Annotated in this window: 19 protein-coding genes and 4 pseudogenes; 11 read left to right on the top strand and 12 right to left on the bottom strand. The window is 72.9% G+C overall.

Features of this window, described 5'->3' with window-relative positions:
• Positions 1 to 249: 249 nt before the first annotated feature.
• The 4 genes from MW084_RS12475 to MW084_RS12460 are packed head-to-tail and all read right to left on the bottom strand — an operon-like array spanning position 250 to position 2,197.
• Complete coding sequence (locus MW084_RS12475; protein ID WP_078571507.1) at positions 250 to 438, bottom strand: DUF397 domain-containing protein; 189 nt, start codon at positions 436 to 438, stop codon at positions 250 to 252.
• An 8-nt stretch (positions 439 to 446) separates the two neighbouring features.
• Positions 447 to 1,289: a helix-turn-helix domain-containing protein gene (locus MW084_RS12470; RefSeq protein WP_029553398.1), complete on the bottom strand. Its 843-nt coding sequence runs from the start codon at positions 1,287 to 1,289 to the stop codon at positions 447 to 449.
• Positions 1,290 to 1,296: 7 nt separating this feature from the next.
• Complete coding sequence (locus MW084_RS12465; RefSeq protein ID WP_029553397.1) at positions 1,297 to 1,818, bottom strand: DUF6879 family protein; 522 nt, start codon at positions 1,816 to 1,818, stop codon at positions 1,297 to 1,299.
• Positions 1,778 to 2,197, bottom strand: a complete 420-nt coding sequence (locus tag MW084_RS12460) for a hypothetical protein (RefSeq protein WP_010469724.1) — start codon at positions 2,195 to 2,197, stop codon at positions 1,778 to 1,780. The genes MW084_RS12465 and MW084_RS12460 overlap by 41 nt, the downstream gene beginning before the upstream one ends.
• Before the next feature lie 207 nt (positions 2,198 to 2,404).
• On the opposite strand from MW084_RS12460, the gene MW084_RS12455 reads away from it, so the two are divergent.
• From MW084_RS12455 to MW084_RS12430, 6 genes are all read left to right on the top strand, one after another.
• Positions 2,405 to 2,764 carry a hypothetical protein gene (locus MW084_RS12455; RefSeq protein WP_039829000.1) on the top strand — a complete coding sequence of 120 codons (360 nt, stop codon included), beginning with the start codon at positions 2,405 to 2,407 and terminating at the stop codon, positions 2,762 to 2,764.
• A gap of 365 nt (positions 2,765 to 3,129) precedes the next feature.
• On the top strand, positions 3,130 to 3,369 hold the full coding sequence (locus tag MW084_RS12450; RefSeq protein WP_010469719.1) for a hypothetical protein: 240 nt from the start codon (positions 3,130 to 3,132) through the stop codon (positions 3,367 to 3,369).
• 79 nt (positions 3,370 to 3,448) lie between these two features.
• Complete coding sequence (locus MW084_RS12445) at positions 3,449 to 3,955, top strand: hypothetical protein (protein ID WP_010469717.1); 507 nt, start codon at positions 3,449 to 3,451, stop codon at positions 3,953 to 3,955.
• A gap of 25 nt (positions 3,956 to 3,980) precedes the next feature.
• Entirely contained in the window at positions 3,981 to 4,880 is a 900-nt protein-coding gene (locus MW084_RS12440) for a JmjC domain-containing protein (protein ID WP_010469715.1), read from the top strand.
• Between the two features lie 74 nt (positions 4,881 to 4,954).
• On the top strand, positions 4,955 to 5,185 hold the full coding sequence (locus MW084_RS12435) for a hypothetical protein (protein ID WP_010469713.1): 231 nt from the start codon (positions 4,955 to 4,957) through the stop codon (positions 5,183 to 5,185).
• Between the two features lie 187 nt (positions 5,186 to 5,372).
• A complete protein-coding gene (locus tag MW084_RS12430; RefSeq protein WP_010469711.1) occupies positions 5,373 to 5,630 on the top strand; it encodes a hypothetical protein in 258 nt (85 codons plus the stop codon).
• Here the strand turns inward: MW084_RS12430 and MW084_RS12425 are convergent.
• The gene (locus MW084_RS12425; protein ID WP_010469709.1) at positions 5,600 to 6,223 is read right to left on the bottom strand and encodes an HAD family hydrolase; all 624 of its coding nucleotides are present in this window, start codon (positions 6,221 to 6,223) and stop codon (positions 5,600 to 5,602) included. The genes MW084_RS12430 and MW084_RS12425 overlap by 31 nt on opposite strands.
• A 348-nt stretch (positions 6,224 to 6,571) precedes the next feature.
• A complete protein-coding gene (locus MW084_RS12420) occupies positions 6,572 to 8,608 on the bottom strand; it encodes a HelD family protein (RefSeq protein WP_010469707.1) in 2,037 nt (678 codons plus the stop codon).
• 609 nt (positions 8,609 to 9,217) lie between these two features.
• On the opposite strand from MW084_RS12420, the gene MW084_RS12415 reads away from it, so the two are divergent.
• Positions 9,218 to 10,720: a glycosyltransferase family 39 protein gene (locus MW084_RS12415; protein WP_010469705.1), complete on the top strand. Its 1,503-nt coding sequence runs from the start codon at positions 9,218 to 9,220 to the stop codon at positions 10,718 to 10,720.
• 213 nt (positions 10,721 to 10,933) lie between these two features.
• A complete protein-coding gene (locus MW084_RS12410) occupies positions 10,934 to 11,467 on the top strand; it encodes an NUDIX hydrolase (protein ID WP_010469703.1) in 534 nt (177 codons plus the stop codon).
• Here MW084_RS12410 and MW084_RS12405 read toward each other — a convergent pair.
• Positions 11,445 to 12,791 (bottom strand): NsdA family TPR-like regulatory protein, encoded by a 1,347-nt coding sequence (locus MW084_RS12405; protein ID WP_010469701.1) that lies wholly within the window; start codon positions 12,789 to 12,791, stop codon positions 11,445 to 11,447. The genes MW084_RS12410 and MW084_RS12405 overlap by 23 nt on opposite strands.
• 416 nt (positions 12,792 to 13,207) lie before the next feature.
• On the opposite strand from MW084_RS12405, the gene MW084_RS12400 reads away from it, so the two are divergent.
• Positions 13,208 to 13,435, top strand: coding sequence for a hypothetical protein (locus MW084_RS12400; protein WP_308403915.1), 228 nt, complete (start codon positions 13,208 to 13,210; stop codon positions 13,433 to 13,435).
• Between the two features lie 381 nt (positions 13,436 to 13,816).
• Entirely contained in the window at positions 13,817 to 14,029 is a 213-nt protein-coding gene (locus MW084_RS12395) for a hypothetical protein (RefSeq protein ID WP_010469695.1), read from the top strand.
• 173 nt (positions 14,030 to 14,202) lie between these two features.
• On the opposite strand, the gene MW084_RS12390 is transcribed toward MW084_RS12395, so the two are convergent.
• From MW084_RS12390 to MW084_RS12370, 5 genes and pseudogenes are all read right to left on the bottom strand, one after another.
• Positions 14,203 to 14,919, bottom strand: coding sequence for a hypothetical protein (locus MW084_RS12390; RefSeq protein ID WP_029553394.1), 717 nt, complete (start codon positions 14,917 to 14,919; stop codon positions 14,203 to 14,205).
• A gap of 176 nt (positions 14,920 to 15,095) precedes the next feature.
• Entirely contained in the window at positions 15,096 to 16,739 is a 1,644-nt protein-coding gene (locus MW084_RS12385) for a DNA repair helicase XPB (RefSeq protein ID WP_010469691.1), read from the bottom strand.
• 135 nt (positions 16,740 to 16,874) lie between these two features.
• A pseudogene (locus MW084_RS12380) lies at positions 16,875 to 17,121 on the bottom strand (WYL domain-containing protein); the annotation flags it as partial.
• A 57-nt stretch (positions 17,122 to 17,178) separates the two neighbouring features.
• Positions 17,179 to 18,870: pseudogene (locus MW084_RS12375) on the bottom strand (helicase-associated domain-containing protein); the annotation flags it as partial.
• 4 nt (positions 18,871 to 18,874) lie between these two features.
• Positions 18,875 to 19,245 (bottom strand): annotated as a pseudogene (locus MW084_RS12370) (DNA-binding protein); the annotation flags it as partial.
• 169 nt (positions 19,246 to 19,414) lie between these two features.
• Between MW084_RS12370 and MW084_RS12365 the strand changes: the two are divergent.
• Positions 19,415 to 19,757, top strand: a pseudogene (locus tag MW084_RS12365) (hypothetical protein); the annotation flags it as partial.

Raw genomic sequence — 19,757 nt, 5'->3', positions numbered from 1 at the left:
ATGTGAGCGCCGTGATCCGTTCCGGACGGAGTGTTCGACAGGCAACGGACGCACCCGTCGGCAAGGCGCGATTTCTCGCCGGGGGCCGTCCCGTTGGATGCCGCCCGTCCCTCACCAGACGGCTCACACGACACCGGCGACCCAGAGACCAGAAGCCTTCGGACCGGTAGGGCGGAGGCCGGCGGGATCAGCCCCTCTCCGGGTACGCGGAGGCTCCCTCGCCGGGAGGGGGCCGGAACGCCACGTCGCTCACACGTCGAACCTCTTGCCGTAGTCCACGGAATCCGCCCGGGAACCCGGAGGAAAGGACAGCGCGGTGCCGTCCCGGTCCTTCGTGTCTCCGGCGTGGGTCCGGTGCGGGTCGTCATCGGTGACTCCGACGCAGTTTTCCGTGCCGGTGTACGCGCTTGTGCGCCAGTCCGGCTCGACGGCCGCGATCTCCCCTTTCAGCGCGTGAAATGGTTCGTGGCGGCCCTGATCAGCGACATCGCGCGTTCGCCGTGGACCGCGGATTGTCTCAACAGGGCGAATGCCTTGGTGTACAGCTCGATGTCGCGCGGCTGGGTCACGGTCATCTCGGCCGAGAACGTCTCGATCAGGACGAGCTTGTCGTCGAACATGGAGAACGAGTGGCCGAGCCAGATCCCCGTCCGGGCGGTACGCGGAATGATGCCCAGGCTGACTCGTGCGAGGCCCATGAGGGCGATCAGACGATCGAGCTGGGACCTCATCACCTCGGGGCCGCCGACGTTGGAGTAGAGGGCCTGCTCGCCGAGGAGGACGTTGTACACCCGCTTCCCCTCGTACAGGTACCTCTGCCGCTCAAGCCGCTTGGCGACCGCGGCCTCCATGTCGTCCGGGACCTCGTAGAAGCCGATGGCCTGCTTGAAGACTTCGGTGGCGTAGTCGGAAGTCTGGAACGTGCCCCAGATGAGGTTCGGGTGCCATATCCGGAAGACCTGGGTCCTCTCATAGACCGGCAGCGCCTTCTTCTGCCGGGTCCCGACGCCTTCCCTGAGTTGCCGGCGCCACTCGAGCCACAGCTCGTCGATGTGGCGAAGCGTGGCGATGAGGTCGGCCGCGTGCTCGTCCTGGTGCGTCGCCGCGCACCAGGCCCTGATGTCCTCCTCGCTGGCGTTCTGCTTGCCGTGCTCGATCCGCGAGACCTTCGACTCGTGCCACCCCAGGACCATGGCGAATGCCCGACCGCTCTTGAACCCGGCGTCCTTCCGGAAGTTGCGCAGCCGGGCGCCCAGTGCCTCACGTGTCTCTTGTGCTTGCCTGCTCACGAGTGGTTCAGGGGGTGTACTCGCCGTGGGGGGTGGCGTAGGCCCAGAGCAGATCCCGAACGCGGACGCACTCCGCGACGATCTCAGGGGCTTCGATCAGCTCCGAGCCCAGCACGCGTCCGTGCTCGTCGAAGTGCCCCACGGCCAGGATGCTGTCGTCGAACAACCACCAGTCGTTGCCGTCGACGGGGAAGTGGAGTCCGCCGGGGAGGCGGTGCCGCGGAACCCACCGGATGCTTTCGCCGGCCTCCTCGTTGATCGGGGTGGTGGCGTGCTCCCATCGGATGTAGGTCGAGTGCGGCTCCGTCACGACCCGGACGCGCCGGACCGTCTTTCCTTCGCCGGTGACCTTCCGGACCATCCGTGTCCACGGCTCCATGTAGGAGTTGTCGACCTCCCCGCGGAGCCAGCTCGCGTACGGGCCGTCCTCGTCGGGGACGGAGTAGTCGTCCCTCAGTTCCAGGTGAAACGCGTCCTGCGCGAAGCTCTCAAAGAGCCGGTTGCGCTCGGCGCTGGAGATCAGCTCCACGCGGTTCCTCCAGTAGGGCGGTGATCGCGGCCTTGGGGACCTCGATCACGGCCTCGTAGTCCGGGACCTGCATCTGGGACAGGGCCTCGGAGTCGGTCACCTCGGGCCCCCGGACGATGAACGTACCGCCCGGCGTGAGGATCATCAGGGGGTCCTCCAGACGCCGGATGACCCCGCTCGGCAGACCGTCCTTCTCCAGGTGCTCGAACAGCTCCGTCGGAACCTCCACAGCCGTCTGCCCCTCGGGGATGTCGAGCTGCATCAGCAGGTCTTCGGCGAAGACCTTCCACCCCTGCACGAGGTACGTGTCCCGGTCGGTTGCGTAGAGGGTGGGGCAGTCCCCGACGTTGGAGTTCTTACCAAGGAACCGTAATTTCACGGTCGTTCTCCCGTCCGCTTCCTTGCGCGGGTTTGCGTGACGCGTCGATGGTCGACCGCCCGTTCGGGCTCGTCAATCGACTTGCTGCAAACCGGCGCAAGGAACTTGGAAGTGGGTGTCCGTCGGCTCTACGTTCGTTCACGAACCCGAGCAGCCGAGGAATCCGCACTTCGGTGCGGTACCGAGGGGAGATGCGTGGTGTCCACCGTGAGCGAGACCAGCAGGGCTTCGAGCGTCGACGGGCCATCGATCGACGAGGAGCTGATCGGGGAGAGCACCGGCAGCGCCCTCTCGACGGAACCGGGGACGACGACCCGCGAGGAGGTCGACGCGCGGACGCCCGCCCCGACCTCCCGCCTCGCACGGCTTCCGGCCGAGGACCCGGGGGCGGACGGCGACATGGCCGAGGGGCCGTACCGCAAGAGGTGCAGGCTGCTGGACTGGGAACACCGTCCCACCCCTGACGCGCCGGCCCTCGCCGCCTGCTTCTTCATACGCGGCGTTGCCGGCGCGGCCGGCCGCCCCCTGTGGGCCTGCAGTCAGAGGAACGGGACGGGTTCCTCGTAAGTCCGAGACCCCAGCAGGTCATCTGCGTCCTGGCGCTGCTCGCCCTCATGGCGGCGCTCGGGCCCGGCACCACAGGAGCCGGCACCGGCGGCCACTCGGCGGCGTCAGCGGATCCTCCGGGGACGCGTGATCCTGGCGCGCTCGTCGGCCGGAGCACCCCTCTGGGTCGCCAACCGATGATCCCCCGCTCCCACGAGGATGCCTCGGCCGGTTCCCCGTACGGCACTGCCTTCGTGGGGGCGGGACACGACACCCACCCCGGCCGGCCGTTCCCCCGAAGGAGGACAGGTCGGGCCGGAGCGGGTCGTGCACGACGGCGCGGAGAACGTCTCTCCGCACAGCGGTCGCACAGGAAGGTCGTTTCCATGTCCAGCGGCATCTACAACCTGCCCGCCGAGGGCGCGACGTTCGAGAACTTCTGCGGCGGCAACCTCCAGGGCGAGCACGAGTCCTGCATCGAGGTGGCCGCGATCCCCGGCACGGAGTCGGCGTTCGTCCTGACCGACAACAAGCCGGAGGGCGCGGGCAAGGAGCTGCGCTTCACCGGCGCCGAGGTGGACGACTTCGCCGTCGGCTGGGCGAAGAAGCGGGGCCTGGCGCTCTAGTCCGGCGCTTCCCCACCAGGTGACGAGAAGGGCCGCCCCGCTTCGGCGGGGCGGCCCCGCACTCCCCAGAAGGGCACGTATGAACTGGTCAGGGCACTGGCACGGGTACGGACCATGGATCGGCGCCGCGTCACTGTACGCGAAGGAGGGCGGCCGGCGGCCGGCGCACTCCAACGGCCCGCCGATGGTGACGGACCCCGAAGACAGGAAGCAGCAGCAAGTCCTCGACCGGTACCGCGAGGCCGCCGCGGAGTTCCAGACCGGCAACGTGCCGCCTCTCATGACCGGCCACTGGCTCATGAAGCAGGACCAGGCCGCGGCCGAGCGCACATGGACCGACGTGGGGATCGCCCTGGCGTGGATGACGAAGAACCACGAGGCGAACCGCCCCTTCGAGCGCCCGGACGGGCGTCGGGCGTACGTCGGCCTCGACGGCAAACTGGCGTACGCCGCTGACGTGCTGCCTCGTGGTGTCGACGTGTGCTGGGTGCACTACACCACCTCGAAGAACCTGTTCTCCCTCTCCGTCGTGTGCTGCCCGAACCGGTTCCACCCCGAGATCCCCTGCCCGCTCCCCCCTTCGTGATCCCCGCACGGAAGGAGGCGACGCAATGTCGCTGAGTCTCTTACTGCCCGAGGAGGGCGTAACCGATCTTCTGGCCTCGTGGCCGGACGAACCCCGCGTGTACGAACGCGGCAAGACCGCCCTGGACGAGATCGCCTCACCCGAGGTGATCCGGGGCTACCTCTTCAGGGGATGCGTCCCAGCCGACGAGATCGCCGTCGTCAAGGCCCCCGCCCCTTCCCTGAACCAGAAGGCGTTCACCACGAACGGCCGGGCCGACCGCGCGAAGCTCGCGCGCCTGTACGAGAGCGGCCACACCATCCGCCTCGGGAACCTCCAGCGCATCATCCCGGCCATGGCGCAGGTCTCCGAGGACATCCAGCGGGAGACCGGATACTCCAACTACATCCACACGTTCCTGACCCCGCCGGCCAACCAGGGGCTCCGCCACCACTGGGATCAGCAGATGGCCGTGATCGTACAGATCGCGGGTACGAAACAGTGGCAGCTCTGGAGGCCGCCGGTCGAAGCTCCGATGCGGGAGTACAACGAGAGCTGGCGGGTCTGGCGGGACGACTACATCCCCACCTGGGAGGCCGCGGGTCCGGACATGGAAGTCGACCTGAAGGCGGGTCGGTCCCTGCTGCTGCCACGCGGGTGGGTGCACAACCCGCACGTCGTCGTGGACGAGCACAGCATCCACCTGACCTTCGCCATTCGAGAGCGCACGCCCATGTGGCTGGTGGAGAAACTGGTCGCCGGCGCGATCGAGACCCCGGACTTCCGGCGCGTCATCCTGCCCGGTGACCTCACGGGACCGGCGCTGGTCGAGCGTCTGCGGGAGGCACGACAGTCCCTCCGGCGGCATCTGGACTCCCTCGTCCTGGACGACCTCGCGCCGACGGTGAGGGCAGCGGCCCTCGCGGAGCCGGAGTACTCCACGTGAGCCGGGTGAACGAACGATCGACGGCGGCCTCAGCGGGGGCCGCCGTCCGTCGTACTGTCGGCGGGGCCTCCTCGGTGGCCTCCTTCACCGTCTGGCCGACGGTCGTCCCGGCCACCTCGTTCACCTGCTCCGCGCTGTGTACTTCCGCGGTCTTCGCGACGGGCTCCCGGGCGTCCGGGGCCACCATGGCGGTCCGGACGGTCGTGGGGCTGGAGGCCGAAGTGTCGCTCGAGTCCTCGACGGTGAGCGGCACCTCGATGCCGTCCCGCGCGGCCGACACGTCCGCTACGTCACTCGACGAGTGAACCCCATGAGTTCCTGATCAATGTGACATGCGTGCCTGGCTGAACCACTCGGGTTCGCCGACAGGCACGTCCCGTCCCCGCGGAGACGGGGCCGCGACGGGCGGCGCGGGGCGGCGGGGACGGACGTGCCGCCGCCGGGCGGGGCGCCGCCGGGCGGTCTCCCCGGCCGGGGAACTACCCTGGCCGGATGCGTAGTGAAACCACCGCGAACGGCTCCCTGCCCGGGGACGGGCTCATCCGTGCCGGAGCGGTCCTCTTCGTCATCGGGGCGATCGCCACGCTCGTCACCGTCGCCCCGCTCTTCCTGGGGACGGAGCCGTTCCCCACGGCCGTGTACCTCGTGGCGATGCTGATGGGCGTCGGCTTCCTCGTCGCCGCCGCCGGAGTGCTCCGCTCCATCGCCGCCCAGCGGCGTCAGGCCCGGGAGAGCGCGCCCCCCGCGTAGGCCGCCCACCAGTCGGGGAAGGCCGTCAGGTCGGGCAGGACGACGTCCGCGCCGGCCTCGCGCAGGGCCTCCTCGCCGTACGGCCCGGTCGCCACCGACACGGCGAGCGCGCCGGCCGCGCGGGCGCCGCGGATGTCGCCCAGGTGGTCGCCGACGTACACGGTGGCGTCGTGCTCGCGCAGTGCCTCCGCCTTCGCCTCGGCCCACAGCCAGCCGATCACGGCGTCGGGTTCCATGCCGAGGTGTTCGAGGTGCAGCTTCGCGTGCGGCTCGTTCTTCGCGGTGACGACGACGCTCCGCCCGCCCGCCTCGCGGACGGCCCGGATCGCCTCCCGCGCGCCCGGCAGGGCGAGGGAGGCCTCGATGGCGTGCGTGGGGTAGATCTCACGGTACGCGGCGACCATCTCCACGACGTGTTCTTCTGGAAACCAGTTGGCCAGCTCCTGTTCGAGCGGTGGACCGAGGCGGGACACCACCAGGTCGGCGTCGATCCACACCCCGGTGCGAGCCGAAAGTTCCCGGTAGGTGGCGTGGATACCGGGACGGGAGTCGATGAGGGTCATGTCGAGGTCGAACCCGACGGTGAGAGGCATGGGGGCATTGTGCCCAAGGGAAGTTTGCGATCGCCACCGCCCTCGGGGTCTCTTGGCCGAATTCTCTCGGCCGGTCCCGGCCGTCCTTCCCGTACGTGTGCCCGCCGTGTCCTCGTATCCGGCGGCTCCCCCGCTCCCCACCGCTCCACCGGCCACTTGGCCGACGATCGCCCCTCCCGCCGCCCCAGCGCGCCGCCCGCTGTGCCGGGGNNGTGCCCGCCCACCTAGAACTTGCCGCTNCGCCCCGCCCGGCCCGCCATGTCCGGCGCGNCCGCCCCGGCCCGTCGTACCCGGCGCGCGGCACGGCGTACCGGGGCGGCGTAGCGGCACGGCGTACCGGGGCGGGCGTCAGGCGGAGGCGAGCTGCTCCGGCAGCGGGGAGGCGTGCAGGACCTTCAGACCCGACACCGCGCGGGTCAGCGCCACGTACAGGCGGCGCAGGCCGGTGCGGTCGTCCGGTTCCGCGGCCACCACCGCCGCCGGCTCGTCGAGGACCACGTGGTCATACTCCAGGCCCTTCGCCAGGGACGCCGGGACCAGCGTCAGCCGCACGTCCGGGGTCGTCTCCTCGCCCGGCGACAGGAACGGCACCCCGGCCTCCCGCAGCGCCCGTGCCAGAGCCGGGACGCGCGGATCGGCGGCGATCAGGCCGGTGGAGCCCTCCGCGCGGAGGAACTCCGCGCACGCGGCGACCACCTCCGCGTCCCGCCGGCCGGCCTCCACCGCCCGCACCTCCAGCGAGCCCGGGCTCTCCCGCACCGACCGGACCGCCGCCAGGCCCGGCGCGATGTGCGGCAGCAGGCGCGACGCGTAGGCGATCACCTCGCGCGGCACGCGGAAGCCGGCCGTCAGCTCCTCCACCACCGCGTCCGGCTTCCCCAGGTGGGCCAGCGCCCGGTCCCAGCTCTCCGTCGCCCACGGCGTGGTGCCCTGCGCCAGGTCGCCCAGCACCGTCGCCGAACCGGTCGAGCAGCGCCGCCCCACCGCCCGGTACTGCATGGGCGACAGGTCCTGCGCCTCGTCCAGCACCACGTGGCCCAGCGACGGGGTGCGCGTCACCAGGTCCGCCGCCTCGTCCACCAGCACGGCGTCCGCGGGCGACCACTTCGCCGACTTCACGCTCCGCGGCGGCCTCGCCCACAGCAGGGCCTTCCGCTCGTCCTCGTCGAGGATCCCCCGCGCGTGCTCCGCCAGGAACTCCGGGTCCGACAGCAGCCGCAGCACCAGCTTCGCCGGGTCCACGGGCGGCCAGATCGCCTTGACGGCGGCCTTCACGGCGGCGCTCCGCGCCACCTGGTCCTGCACCCGGTCGTCCGGCGCCTCCCCGGCGGCCTCCATCCGCACCAGCACCGCGTGCGCGATGCGCTGCGGCAGGGCCTCGCGGGCGGCGCCGTACCGCATGTCGCGGGCCAGCAGCTCCGAGACGATCTCCGCCACCTCGTACGCGGGGATCCGCCACCGCCGCGACCCGCGCACCACCACGACGGGCTCCGTCGGCGGCGTGACGTGCGACCGCAGCGCGCGGCGCAGGACCTCCGCCATCCGCGCGTCGCCCTTCACCGCGGCCGCCGCCGGGTCGTCGGCGCCCCGCACCTCGACGTGCGCGCCGACCAGCTCGTCGACGGTGGCCTGCCGCACCTCCAGCTCGCCGAGGGCGGGCAGCACCTGCTCGATGTACCGGAGGAACGACCGGTTCGGCCCGACGACCAGCGTGCCGGTGCGGGCCAGCCGCTCCCGGTGCGCGTACAGCAGGTACGCCACCCGGTGCAGGCCCACCGCGGTCTTGCCGGTGCCGGGCCCGCCCTGCACGCACACCGTCCCCGCCAGGCCGCTGCGGACGATCTCGTCCTGCTCGGGCTGGATCGTCGCGACGATGTCCCGCATGGGTCCCACGCGCGGCCGTTCGATCTCCGCCCGGAGCAGCCGGCTGGTCGTCTCCGCCTCGTCCGGGTCGGTCAGGTGCTCGTCCTCGTACGCGGTGAGCTCGCCGCCCGTGTAGCCGAAGCGGCGCCGCAGCCGCACGTCCTGCGGGTCCTGCCGGGACGCCCGGTAGAACGGCTGCGACACGGGCGCCCGCCAGTCGACCACCATCGGGTCGCCGTGGGCGTCGTGGACGTGCCGCCGCCCGATGTGGAACCCCTGGCCCTCCTGCGTGGTGGGCAGGTAGTCGAGCCGGCCGAAGAACAGGGGCGTGTGGGCGAGGTCGGCGAGCGCCTCGACGCGCTCCTCGATCTGCCGCTGCAGGACGGCGGCGTTGACCCAGTTCGCGGTGACGTCGCGGATGTCCAGCGCCTCGACCTCCTCCCGCATGGCGCGCAGCGCCGCGCGGGACGCCGCGAGGTGGGCGCGCTCACGGGCGAGGGGGTCGGGTGCGGTTTCGGGCATGGCGGTGCCTCCGGCGGGGAGCGGTCGGGTGAGGGCCGTCCGGTTTCCGGCCGGAGGGCGGCGCTCCCGTACGGGGAGGCGGGCAAGCGGAGGATTGTAGTGAGGCGTGCCGGGCGCACGCGAACGGGTTTTCCGCGGGGCGCCGGCGCCCGGGCCGGCTCCACCGGGCCGGTGGCGGCGCCGCGGGGAGCCCCCGGGCGCTCCCGGCCCGCCTGCTGCCTGCCGCCTGCCGCCCGTCGCCCGCTTCCCGTGGCGTGCCGGGCCCGGTGACTCGACCGAAGGGGAGTTGTTCCGTTGACGGGGTGGCTCCGCGTCGGCGCACGCTCCCGCTTTTCACCGACCAGGTGGCGATGGTGGCGTGAAAATCCCCTTCCGAATGGCCCGTAGGGGCTCTGTCCTCCCCTTCTCCGCCTTCGTCTCCCCACGGGTGTCCGAGTGAGCGCCGCCGGAGGTCCTCGTGAGGCGCCCATGGGAAAGGCGTGAAGCGGGCCTTGCCGGTGAGGTCGCGTTCACGCTGCCGACCTGTCCGTCGTTCGGATGCGTCTCGCACGCCGCATTTCGTCAGCGAACCGGTGGAATCCGCCCGCCGGGAGTGGAGCGACCTTGCCGATGACCGACCGATCCCGGTACCGCCGATTTCCCGTCTGGCCGGTTCCGTTCCTCTGGACCGTCCTGCTCGGCTCGTGGGGGCTCTCGCGGCAGCACAGCGTCTGGCGGGACGAGGCCGCGACCTGGCAGGTCGCCCTCCGGTCGACCGGGGAGATCGTGTGCATGCTGGAGCACGTCGATGTCGTGCACGGCCTGTACTACCTGTTCATGCACGGGCTGTTCGAGTGCTTCGGCCCTTCGGTCACGGTGCTGCGGCTTCCCTCCGTGCTGGCCGTCGCGGTGGGAGCGGCGTGTGTGGCGGTGCTCGGGCGGCGGCTGGCCGGGAGCCCGGTGGGCCTGGGCGGGGGCATGGTGTTCGGGCTGCTGCCCTCCGTGCAGTTCCACCTCCAGGAGGGGCGCCCGTACGGCCTAGTGGCGGCCGGGTCCGGCGTCTCGACCCTGCTGCTGGTGAGGGTGCTCCAGGGACGGGGGAGCCGGTGGGCGCACTGGACCGGTTACGGCTGCGCGGTCCTCGTGTGCGGCCTGCTGAACTGGCTCTCCTTACTGGTTCTTCCCGCGCACCTGGCGACTCTGGCGTGGGCGCATGCCGCGCGGGGGACGTGGATCGCCTGGGCCGTGTCGTCCACGGCCGCGACGGCGGGCGTCGCACCGCTGATCCTCTTCAGCCGGGCCCAGTCCGGCCAGGTGTCCTGGATACCGCCCCTCACCTGGCACATGCTGATCGGGCCGGCGGTCCTCCTGGCGATCGCCGGTCTGGGGGCCCTTCTGGACCGGCCCCGGACGGGGCGGCTCTCGGCAACGGCCGTCGGGCTGCCGCTGCTTGCGGTTCCGCAGCTCGTCCTCATGGGGATCTCCCTGTTCAAGCCCCTGTTCGTGGACCGGTACATCCTGTTCGGCCTGCTGGGTGCGGCCCTGATGACCGGTGTCGTCCTCGGCGCACTCGTACGGGCGGTCTCGCGGCGGTCGCGGAGCGCATCGCGGTGGGTCCTTCCCACGGCGATCGCCGTCATCATGGCCGCTCTGCTGCCGCAGGCACTGGCGAAGCGCTCGCCGCAGAGCCGCGTGGACGACGTCATGGCGGTGGCGGCGCGGGTGGAGCGGCTGAAGGAGCCCGAGGACGCCGTCCTCTTCGTCCCGGCGGCGCGACGGGACACCAGGATGGTCTCCCCGTACGCGTTCGAGGGCCTCCGGGACATAGCCCTGGAGGAAACCCCGGAACGCTCCGGAACGCTGAAGGGCGTGGAGTGGGACCCGGTGCGCATCCGGACGGAGATACTCGCCCGGCGGCGCGTCGTCCTCGTCACCGACGCGGCGGAGGTGGCCAAGCCGACGGCCTCGTCCCGGGACGAGGCGAAGATCTCCACGCTGCGGACGTACTTCACGCCGGTGGCCGACGAGCAGGTCCGCGGCCGGAGGGTGACGGTGTACGAGAGGCTCGCGTCCGGCCGCCCGCCGCGCCCCCTGCCCGCATCCCCTCTTCGGGTTCCGGAAGACACGAGGTGACACCTCCGGGGCCTGACTCCGCCCCGCTCCGGCCGGTGCCGGGGCTTTCCGAGCGTGGTACATGAGCCCGACCGACATACCCGAGCCCATGCAGGGCGTCTCCGGAGAGGCACTCACCTGTTGTTCGCCGACCCGGCGCGAGTCCCCGCAGAACCCGGCTCCGGCCGGCCTCCGCTCTGCGATGCTGGGAGCCGATCGAGAGGGGCCGCGGCGATGCAGTGGAAGATCCACGGGGAACGTCCGATCTACGAGAACGACTGGGTGAACCTGTGGCTCACCGACGTCGAGACACCGGACGGGAACCGCTGGGAGCACCACGTCGTCAAGCTGCGTCACCTGGCCGTGGCGGCCGTCGTCAACGAACGGCGCGAGGTGCTGATGATGTGGCGGCACCGCTTCATCACGAACACCTGGGCGTGGGAGCTGCCCATGGGCCTGGTCGAGGAGGGCGAGACCCCGGCCGAGGCGGCGGCCCGTGAGGTCCTGGAGGAGACCGGCTGGCGTCCCGGCCCCGTCCGACCGCTGATCTACGCCGAACCGGCCAACGGCATCACCGATTCCCAGCACCACGTCTTCCGGGCCGACGGAGCTGTGTACGAAGGGCCACCGACCGAGAAGAACGAGTCGGACCGGATCGAGTGGATCCCCCTGACCGACGTGCGGGGCATGATCGACCGCCGCGAGATCGTCAGCAGCGGCTCCCTGGTCGGGCTGCTCTACGTGCTCATGGACGAGACGATCCGCTGACCCGGCGAGGCAGTACCTCCAGGAGTCGGGTTTCGAACGCCACTGCGACCGGTTCCCGGCGGAAGGGCTCCAACTGCTCGCGGAACTCCCGGAGGTGACCGGTGATCCGTCGCGAGCCGACGGCCATTGCCGAGGTCAGGGCTTCCGTGGCCGTGTGGCACGCCTCATCGAGCTTTCCGCGCTGGAGCCGGGTGCAGGCGAGCCAGAAGGCGTGGAAGGCGCGGCCCCGACGGTTGGACCGGTGCTCGCGGTGCAAGGCGTCCTCGATGAGGGGTTCGGCAAGGGCGGCTTCACCCAGGCGGCTGTGCGCGATGCCGGTGTCCGCGATCAGTTTCGGCTCGTCGAAGTACGCCACCCATGCCGGATCCGGGTCACCGGGGCGGATCCGGCCGAAGTGGGTGTGGGCCTCCGAGATCGCGCTGTGAGCGGCCTTGTGGTCCCCCAGGGCGGCGTGAGCGAAGGCTTCGCGCATGGCGAGCATGGCCAGTACACGAGGTGTCGTCCCCTCGGAGTCCCGTGCCTGGTCCTGGGCCGCCGTGACGAGCGCGAGAGCGTCCCCCGGCCTGTCCTGGTACGTGGCTTGAAGGCTCATGCAGGCGAGGACGTTGGCCATGAACCGGCGGTCGTCGATGACTTTGGCCAGCCGGAGGGCTTCGGCGAAGTACACACGTGCCTGGCTGTACTGGCGGGCGTCGAAGTACGTCCACCCGGTGAGTCGGGCCAGCTCGGCCGCGACGCCGTGCAGACCGTTCCGCAAGGGGACGGGGCATTCCTCCCTGAGGAGACCGACGACGTAGCGGAGCTGGCCGACGACCGCCGGCCGTAAGGTCTCCCCGCCGTGTTCGTCGTCCCGGCGCCAGTAGTCCGCGATCGACGAGTGCAGCGCGTCCAGTGTCGGAAGGCCGAAGTCCCTTTCGGCCACCAGGGTGAGGATGCCGTCCACGTCCGCCCCCGGGATCCCCATGGCCGACGACTCGTCGGCCGGAGCGGGTACCTCGGGCGGCTCTTGTGGTGTGACGGTCGGGTGCTGCGGAGTCTCCCACGCTCGCCGGGCCAGACCGAGCATGTGCCCGGGGATGCGCAGCCCGTCCGAGATCCGCTCGATCACGTCCATGTGCAACAGCTGTCGCCGCCCGGCCAGCACCTCGCCGACGCGGCTGGGAGTGAGATCGCAGCGCCGCGCGATCATCGACGGGTAGATGCCTGCTCGCGTCGTGAGTAACTGGAAGACGCGGGCGAAGTCCCTGGTCCGGCATGCCTCGACCATCAGCGGATTCGTGAGCAGGCCGGCCGGGAGTTCCTTCGGGCGGGTCGGCTCGGGCATCGGGCACGCTCCGGCGCTAGGACTACGGATCGCTACTCGCGATCAGCCGAAGGTGATGTTACTCATGCTGGGTAACCCGCTTGGCCTTTCCGACCGAGTGCGCGGATCGTGATGCTGCCGACCATGACGAACGGACATGACGACGTACGGATGACCCTGCGGGTGTCGCGCGATTCCGGCCGGACGTGGGGGCCTCTCACGGAGGTGCGTGTGGGCGACGACCCGCTCCTCCCGGACCACCCGGGTACTTTCCCGCCGTGCGCGTGCCGTCGGTGTGCGGAGCGGAATTCCTCAGACCCCCGCCGGACGGTGTCGTGATGCGATGCACGCAATGGCGGCGAGTGCCGCCGGGCCTGGCACGGGAGGCCCGAGGGGAATCCGCTTCGGGACATGTCGACAGCGCCGTGCAGTGTCAGTTGACCGCGCATGACGACGGTGTGCACTACGGCCTCCTCGACGACCCGGAGTACGGCACCGCGCTGTGGCTCCGCTGGAACGGGAAGGGCGGGGTGGAAGTGGTCGTGTTGCCGGACTGCCCGGCGATCGGGCCGGGGTCCGACGGGGAGGGATGCTGTCTGTTCGCCGGCCACGCCGAACGGCATACCTGGGAGGACGCCGTGGAGGAGGTCCCGTACAGCGGTTGATCGCGGACCGAGCGGCACGCGTTCCTCGCCGCCTGCCCGGGTGTACGAGCCGGGACAGGAGGTTCGTTGCCGCCGCGCTCCCCGCACTGCCCCCGGGCTCCGCTCCGGCCGTGGCGCGGGTGCCGCTCCGGACCGGGGCCTTCCGATCGTGTCCGCCGTGGTGCCTCTCCGGCGGTGTGTACGACGGTTGCCGAACCGGCTGCGGGACGGGGACCCATGGATTGTCGCCCCTTCTGCGCGGTGGCCCTGGAGATGCCCCGGCCGGTGCCGGGGCGTAGGACCCGTAGGGGATCCCGTATGCCTGGGGTCGTACGCGGGCGGGGCGCGGGGTCAGACCGCGGGGTGACGCGCCTCGGGAGGTCCGGAACCCACCATGGGGGCATGAGCGCGACGACTCTCCCTCCCACGGCCGGGGGCACGCCCGGCCCCCGCACCCCGCAGGCGCCGGGCGTCGAGGCGCCCCACGGCGCCGGGCGGTCCGCCTCCCCGCTCGGCGGAGCCCTGCGCGCGGTGCGGGTCTTCGCGGCGGCGGCGTTCGGCGTCGCGGTCCTCGGCGACTACGACGCGGACGCGGCGGGCGTCCGGCGGCGCTGACGCGGGTTCCGGCGAGTGCGGAGGCCCGGGAGGGGCCGCCGTGGCTCCGGCTGCCTTCGCCTGGACGGGCGGGGGTGGTGTTCCCGCAGTTCGCCGTGGCTCACCGGGGCCCCGGCGCCGTGTCGGGCAGAGGTGGTGCCCGCCCTGTCGCCGCCGCGCCGCCCGAGTCGGCCTCAGGGCAGGGGCTCGGCGGTCTTCCGGGGGTCGTCCGCCAGGATGTGGGCGGCCAGTCGCCGCACCTGCTCCTCCACGGGCCGATCGCGGGTGACCGGCAACTCGTACTGGTAGAAGACCGTGGGCCCGTCCGGCCCCCCGACGTGGTGGAAGTCGACATCGACTCCGGGGAGGCCGGTGACCTCCCCGGGGAGGCCGGGCTCCTCGCGTCGTGGTCGGCAGTCCGTGAGGACGCAGCCCCACCGCTCGAACCAGCCGCTGTCCGCGAGCGCCCGTCCGAGGAGCCGGGCGGCGGTGTCCACCGGCTCCTCCCAGCTGCGGTCCCCGGCGGCCCGCGCCAGTTCGGCCTCGTACTGGGCGGCGTCGAAGCGGAACTCCGCCGGCAGCGCCGTGACGTCGCCGGTGCTCTCCCAGGAGTCCCAGACCACCTGGCCGCCCTCGCGGCGCACGGTGACGTACAGGGCGCCGCAGCAACCGGCCGTGCAGGTCGGCTCCGTGATCATGACCCTGCGGGGTTCCTCCGCGACCGCCAGGGGCCGGCTTTCGGCCGGCCCCCTCCAGTACCGGCAGCTGGGTGCGAGGCCTTCCGGGTGGACTTCCCCCAGTACGTCCACGCCGTCGATGAGCGGGCGCACTTCGGCCCAGGGGTCCGCCGCCCAGTCGTCCTGAATCCTGTGCCGGAGGGTCAAGGTGCTGATCACCGGGTGCTCGGTCACGTTCTCATGGTGGGCCAGGGCCGTGCCGTCGCACACCTGTTTTCCGGCGGCGGTCCTTTCGCTCGTGGCGCGGCAGGCGGCCGCGCCGGGCGCGCGGGTGCTCGGCCGGCTCGGGATCGACGTGGCGCGCCTGGGGTCCCGTTCCGGCCGAGGCGCTCCCCCCCGCCCGCCGTCGCTCAGGCCTCGCTCAGCAGTTCGCTCGCGTCGACGATCCGGTAGGCGTAGCCCTGTTCGGCGAGGAACCGCTGGCGGTGCGCGGCGAAGTCCTGGTCGATGGTGTCGCGTGCGACGACCGAGTAGAAGTGCGCCTGGTGGCCGTCGGCCTTGGGCCGCAGGACCCGCCCCAGCCGCTGCGCCTCCTCCTGCCGCGATCCGAAGGTGCCCGACACCTGGATCGCCACCGTCGCCTCGGGCAGGTCGATGGAGAAGTTCGCGACCTTCGAGACGACCAGCACACTGATCTCCCCGTTCCGGAACGCCTCGAACAGCTTCTCGCGCTGCGCGTTGGGCGTCTCGCCCTTGATGACGGGCGCGCCGAGGTGCTCGCCCAGCTCGTCGAGCTGGTCGATGTACTGCCCGATGACGAGGATCTGCTGCCCGGCGAACTTCCGGACGATCGCCTCGGTGACCCGCCGCTTGGTGTCCGTCGTCGCGCAGAACCGGTACTTCTCCTCCGCCTCCGCCGTGGCGTACGCGAGCCGCTCCGACTCGGTCAGGTCGACGCGGACCTCCACGCAGTCGGCGGGCGCGATGTACCCCTGCGCCTCGATCTCCTTCCACGGCGCGTCGAACCGCTTCGGCCCGATGAGGGAGAACACGTCCGACTCGCGCCCGTCCTCGCGCACCAGCGTCGCGGTCAGCCCGAGGCGCCGCCGCGCCTGGAGGTCGGCGGTGAACTTGAAGACCGGCGCGGGCAGCAGGTGCACCTCGTCGTAGACGATCAGGCCCCAGTCGCGGGAGTCGAACAGCTCCAGGTGCGGGTAGACGCCCTTCCGCCGGGTCGTCAGCACCTGGTACGTGGCGATGGTGACCGGGCGGATCTCCTTGCGGGCGCCGCTGTACTCGCCGATCTCGTCCTCGGTGAGCGAGGTCCGCCTGACCAGCTCGTGCTTCCACTGCCGGGCGGAGACGGTGTTGGTGACGAGGATCAGCGTCGTCGCCTTCGCCTGCGCCATGGCCCCGGCGCCGACGAGGGTCTTGCCCGCGCCGCACGGCAGCACCACGACGCCCGACCCGCCGTGCCAGAACCCCTCGACGGCCTGCCGCTGGTAGGGGCGCAGCGCCCAGCCCGACTCGTCCAGGTCGATGCGGTGCGCCTCGCCGTCGACGTACCCGGCGAGGTCCTCGGCGGGCCAGCCCAGCTTGAGGAGGGTCTGCTTGACCTGGCCGCGCTCGGAGGGGTGGACGACGACCGTGTCCGGGTCGACGCGCTCCCCGACGAGCGGCTTGATCCGCTTCGACCGCAGCACCTCCTCCAGGACGGGCCGGTCGGTGGTGGTGAGGACCAGGCCGTGCACGGGGTGCTTGTGGAGGGTGAGCCGCCCGTACCGGGCCATCGTCTCGGCGACGTCGACGAGCAGCGCGTGCGGCACCGGGTACCGGGAGAACTCGACCAGCGCGTCGACGACCTGCTCCGCGTCGTGCCCGGCGGCCCGCGCGTTCCACAGGCCGAGCGGGGTCACGCGGTACGTGTGGATGTGCTCGGGTGCCCGCTCCAGCTCCGCGAACGGCGCGATGGCGCGGCGGCAGGCGTCGGCCCGCTCGTGGTCGACCTCCAGCAGAAGCGTTTTGTCACTCTGGACGATCAGCGGTCCGTTCACGCCTCACCCTTTCCGTACGGCCCCGGGACACGGGCAGCTCTCCAGTCTGCCGCATCGCCCCGGAAAGGGGCCCGCCGTGCGGGAGGACCGGCGCCGCCACCACCGCACGGGCGGCGGGCGGCAGGACGGGGCCGGTCACTCCTCCGCCAGCTCCGCGACGCCCGTGATGCGGTGCAGCGGGTAGGTGCGGACCTCGTCGGCGGTGTGGTCGTAGGCGGTGACGTAGCCGCCCTCGACGCGGACCGGCGCGATGACGCGCCGGCCGGCGGTGCCCTCGGCGCTGACGTACCCGATCCAGACCGTCGAACCGGTCATCACGGCGGCCTGGACGGTGGCCAGCGTCTCGGCGGGGGAGGTCCGCGGCGGGGCGCCGTCGGCGCCGNGGTCCGCGGNCCGCGGCTCCCGGCGGGGCGCGGTGGCGGCGNGGNCCCCGGCGCNNACGGCGCGCACGGCCGCTTCGAGCAGGGCGTCGTCGGGCTCCGGCGGGCCGTCCGGGACGGGGGCGGGCGCGGTGCGCGGCGGGGTCCGGTGGGCGCGGGCGCGGGTGATCACCACATCGCCCTCGGCGGTCTCGGCGGCCGGCGCGAACCCCATGGACCGCAGCCCCTCCAGCAGCGCCGCCGGATCGGTCCGGGCAGCCAGGACGGTCGGGGCGAGGCGGCGCAGGCCCAGGGGCACGGACCGCCGGTCGGCGAGGATCTCCCCGAGGACGGCGTCGTCGTCGCAGCGGACGTACGCGGACGCGGCGCCCACGCGCAGGTGGCCGTGGCGGCGCGCCACGTCGTCGATCAGGTACGCCAGCGGCTGCGGCACGGGCGTGCGGGAGTGCGCCGCGAGGAAGGCGTGGAGGTCGGCGGCGGACCGCCCGGCGTCGAGCGCGCGGCGCACCGACGCGGGCGTGAAGCGGTACACCGTCGCGCCGCCCTTGGACTCGACGTCCGCGAGGACCGCCAGGGTGTCGGCGAGCGGGCGGCGCAGCGGGCCGGGGGCGACGGCCGTCAGGTCGGCCTGGAGCAGGACGTGGTCGACCGGCTCGGGCAGCAGGGGGGCCAGCAGCGCGACGGCGGCGTCCTCGCCGGGGCCGTCCAGCAGCGCGCGGCCGTGCCCGGACAGGGCGCCCCGGCCGGTGACGCCGAGCGTCTCCGCCTCGGTGAGGGTCCAGGTGGCGAGGCGGGCGCGCAGGTCGGTGCCGCCGCCGCGCAGGGGCCGCTCCCAGCGCAGCCGGGCCAGCACGGCGTCCGGTTCCGGCGCGGCGCCCGGCGGCAGCGCGGCGAGCAGTTCCAGCACCCGGCGGCGCACCTCGGGCGCGGCGCCCCGGTCCAGGTCGGGGCCGAGCGCGGACAGGGTGCGGCCCTTGGCGTCCTGCCCGCCGACCAGGCCGGGCGTGCGGGTCGAGGCGAGCCAGGCGGCGGCGAGGCGGGCCCAGCGGCGGGCGGCCGGCAGGTCGAGCCACTCGTCGTACGCGGGGGTCGGCGCGTACCGCTCGTCGGTGCCGCCGTCCGGGGCGAGCAGCCCGGCGGCGTACAGCAGCTCCAGCCAGAACGCGGCGACCGGTTCGGCGACGCCGAGGAGGACGGCGGTCCGCTTCAGGTCGCGGACGGACAGCCCGCCGGCGCGCAGGACGGCGGGCCCGCCCTCGTCCCACTGCTTCAGCAGGTCCTCGGCGGTGGCGAGCGCGGTGTACGCCTGGCCGGCCGCGGTGGCGTCCACCACCTGCGGACGGTACTCGCGGGCCGGCTCCACGGACGGCGGCACCGGTTCCGGCGTGCGGTGCGCCCGCCCGGCCCGCAGGTGCAGCGCCACCTCGCGGGGGAGCGCCACCGTGCGGGCGGTGGTCGGCAGGAGCAGGCCGCGGTCGCGGAGCCAGCGCACCGGCGGTGCCGGGTCGGCGGTCACCTCGCCGTACGGCGGCCCCCACACCAGGCGGTCGAGCACGCCGAGGGCGTCCGCCGGGGCCTCGTCGAGGAGGGCGTCCATCCGGGGCCGGTCGGTGAACAGGCCGGTCAGTGCGGCGACCGCGGAGACCGAGTCGTGGGTGGTGGGCAGCCCGAGGGTCCGGAGGATCTCCTGGAGGCGGCCCGGCGACATCCCGGCGGTGGCCTCGGCGACGGTCGGGCCGAGGCCGGTGGGGNNNNGGGTGCCGCGGGGACGGGGCGAGCACCTCGCGCGCGGTGCGCACCAGGCGGAGCCGGTCGTCGCCGCCCCACACCAGGGCCTGGTCGCGCAGGACGGCGACGGCTCCCGGCAGCGCGGCCTCGACGGCCGGGTCGCCGCCGTCGCCCGCCATGAGCCGGAGCAGCACCGGGTACGGCGCCGGGTCGGGCGCCACGGCCAGCGCCTCGGCGGTCTGGAGGGCGAACCGGTCCAGCCGCCCCAGGGCACGGACGACGGAGGCCCGGGTGCCGGCCCGCGTCGCGAGCTGCGTCAGGTCGTTCGGTACGGGGACGAGCAGGTCCGGCCGGGCGCGCAGCAGCGCCGCCAGCCCTTCGTCGCCCCGGGCCCGCAGCGCCTCCGCGAGGGTGCGGGGCGCCGCCGTACCGCCGTGGTCCTCGGGCACGTGAGCCTCCCACTGGGTCTCGCCGGTCGCCATCCGCACCACGTTAGCCCCATGCCGCCCGCCGCAGGCGCTAACGTCGGGGCGTCGGCCCGGCGGGCGGGCGGCATGGAGGGGCGCGGTGGGCATCGAGAGCGACCAGCTGGTCTTCGACTACCTGAGCCGGGTCGGGGACCTGGCTCAGCAGCGGAAGCTGCCGTCGAGGGCGCGGATGGGCCTGGTGGCGTCGCTGCGCGACGAGATCGCCCGGCAGCGGAGGGACGGCGGCGCGGACAGCCCGGCCGCGGTCCGCCGCATCCTGGCCCGCCTGGGCACGCCGGACGCGGTGGTGTCGGCCCTGGAGGACGGCATGCCGGCCGTGCCGGGCCAGCGGGACGTGGAGCCGTTCGGGCCTCGGGGCGCGGGGGCGGGGCCGGAGGTGCCGGGTGTGGGGGCGCCGGGTGTGAAGGGCCTGGGTCCGGAGG

The organism is Streptomyces sudanensis (assembly GCF_023614315.1).
Taxonomy (GTDB): domain Bacteria; phylum Actinomycetota; class Actinomycetes; order Streptomycetales; family Streptomycetaceae; genus Streptomyces; species Streptomyces sudanensis.
Note: the sequence above shows the minus strand (reverse complement) of the source record. Positions and strands in the feature narration are given on the sequence as shown.

Coding starts and splice junctions, on each gene's coding strand:
- MW084_RS12440 (WP_010469715.1), top strand. CDS start 3,981: ATGTCGCTGAGTCTCTTACTGCCCGAGGAGGGCGTAACCGATCTTCTG.
- MW084_RS12405 (WP_010469701.1), bottom strand. CDS start 12,791: ATGCCCGAGCCGACCCGCCCGAAGGAACTCCCGGCCGGCCTGCTCACG.
- MW084_RS12430 (WP_010469711.1), top strand. CDS start 5,373: ATGCGTAGTGAAACCACCGCGAACGGCTCCCTGCCCGGGGACGGGCTC.
- MW084_RS12415 (WP_010469705.1), top strand. CDS start 9,218: ATGACCGACCGATCCCGGTACCGCCGATTTCCCGTCTGGCCGGTTCCG.
- MW084_RS12425 (WP_010469709.1), bottom strand. CDS start 6,223: ATGCCTCTCACCGTCGGGTTCGACCTCGACATGACCCTCATCGACTCC.
- MW084_RS12410 (WP_010469703.1), top strand. CDS start 10,934: ATGCAGTGGAAGATCCACGGGGAACGTCCGATCTACGAGAACGACTGG.
- MW084_RS12395 (WP_010469695.1), top strand. CDS start 13,817: ATGAGCGCGACGACTCTCCCTCCCACGGCCGGGGGCACGCCCGGCCCC.
- MW084_RS12420 (WP_010469707.1), bottom strand. CDS start 8,608: ATGCCCGAAACCGCACCCGACCCCCTCGCCCGTGAGCGCGCCCACCTC.
- MW084_RS12450 (WP_010469719.1), top strand. CDS start 3,130: ATGTCCAGCGGCATCTACAACCTGCCCGCCGAGGGCGCGACGTTCGAG.
- MW084_RS12445 (WP_010469717.1), top strand. CDS start 3,449: ATGAACTGGTCAGGGCACTGGCACGGGTACGGACCATGGATCGGCGCC.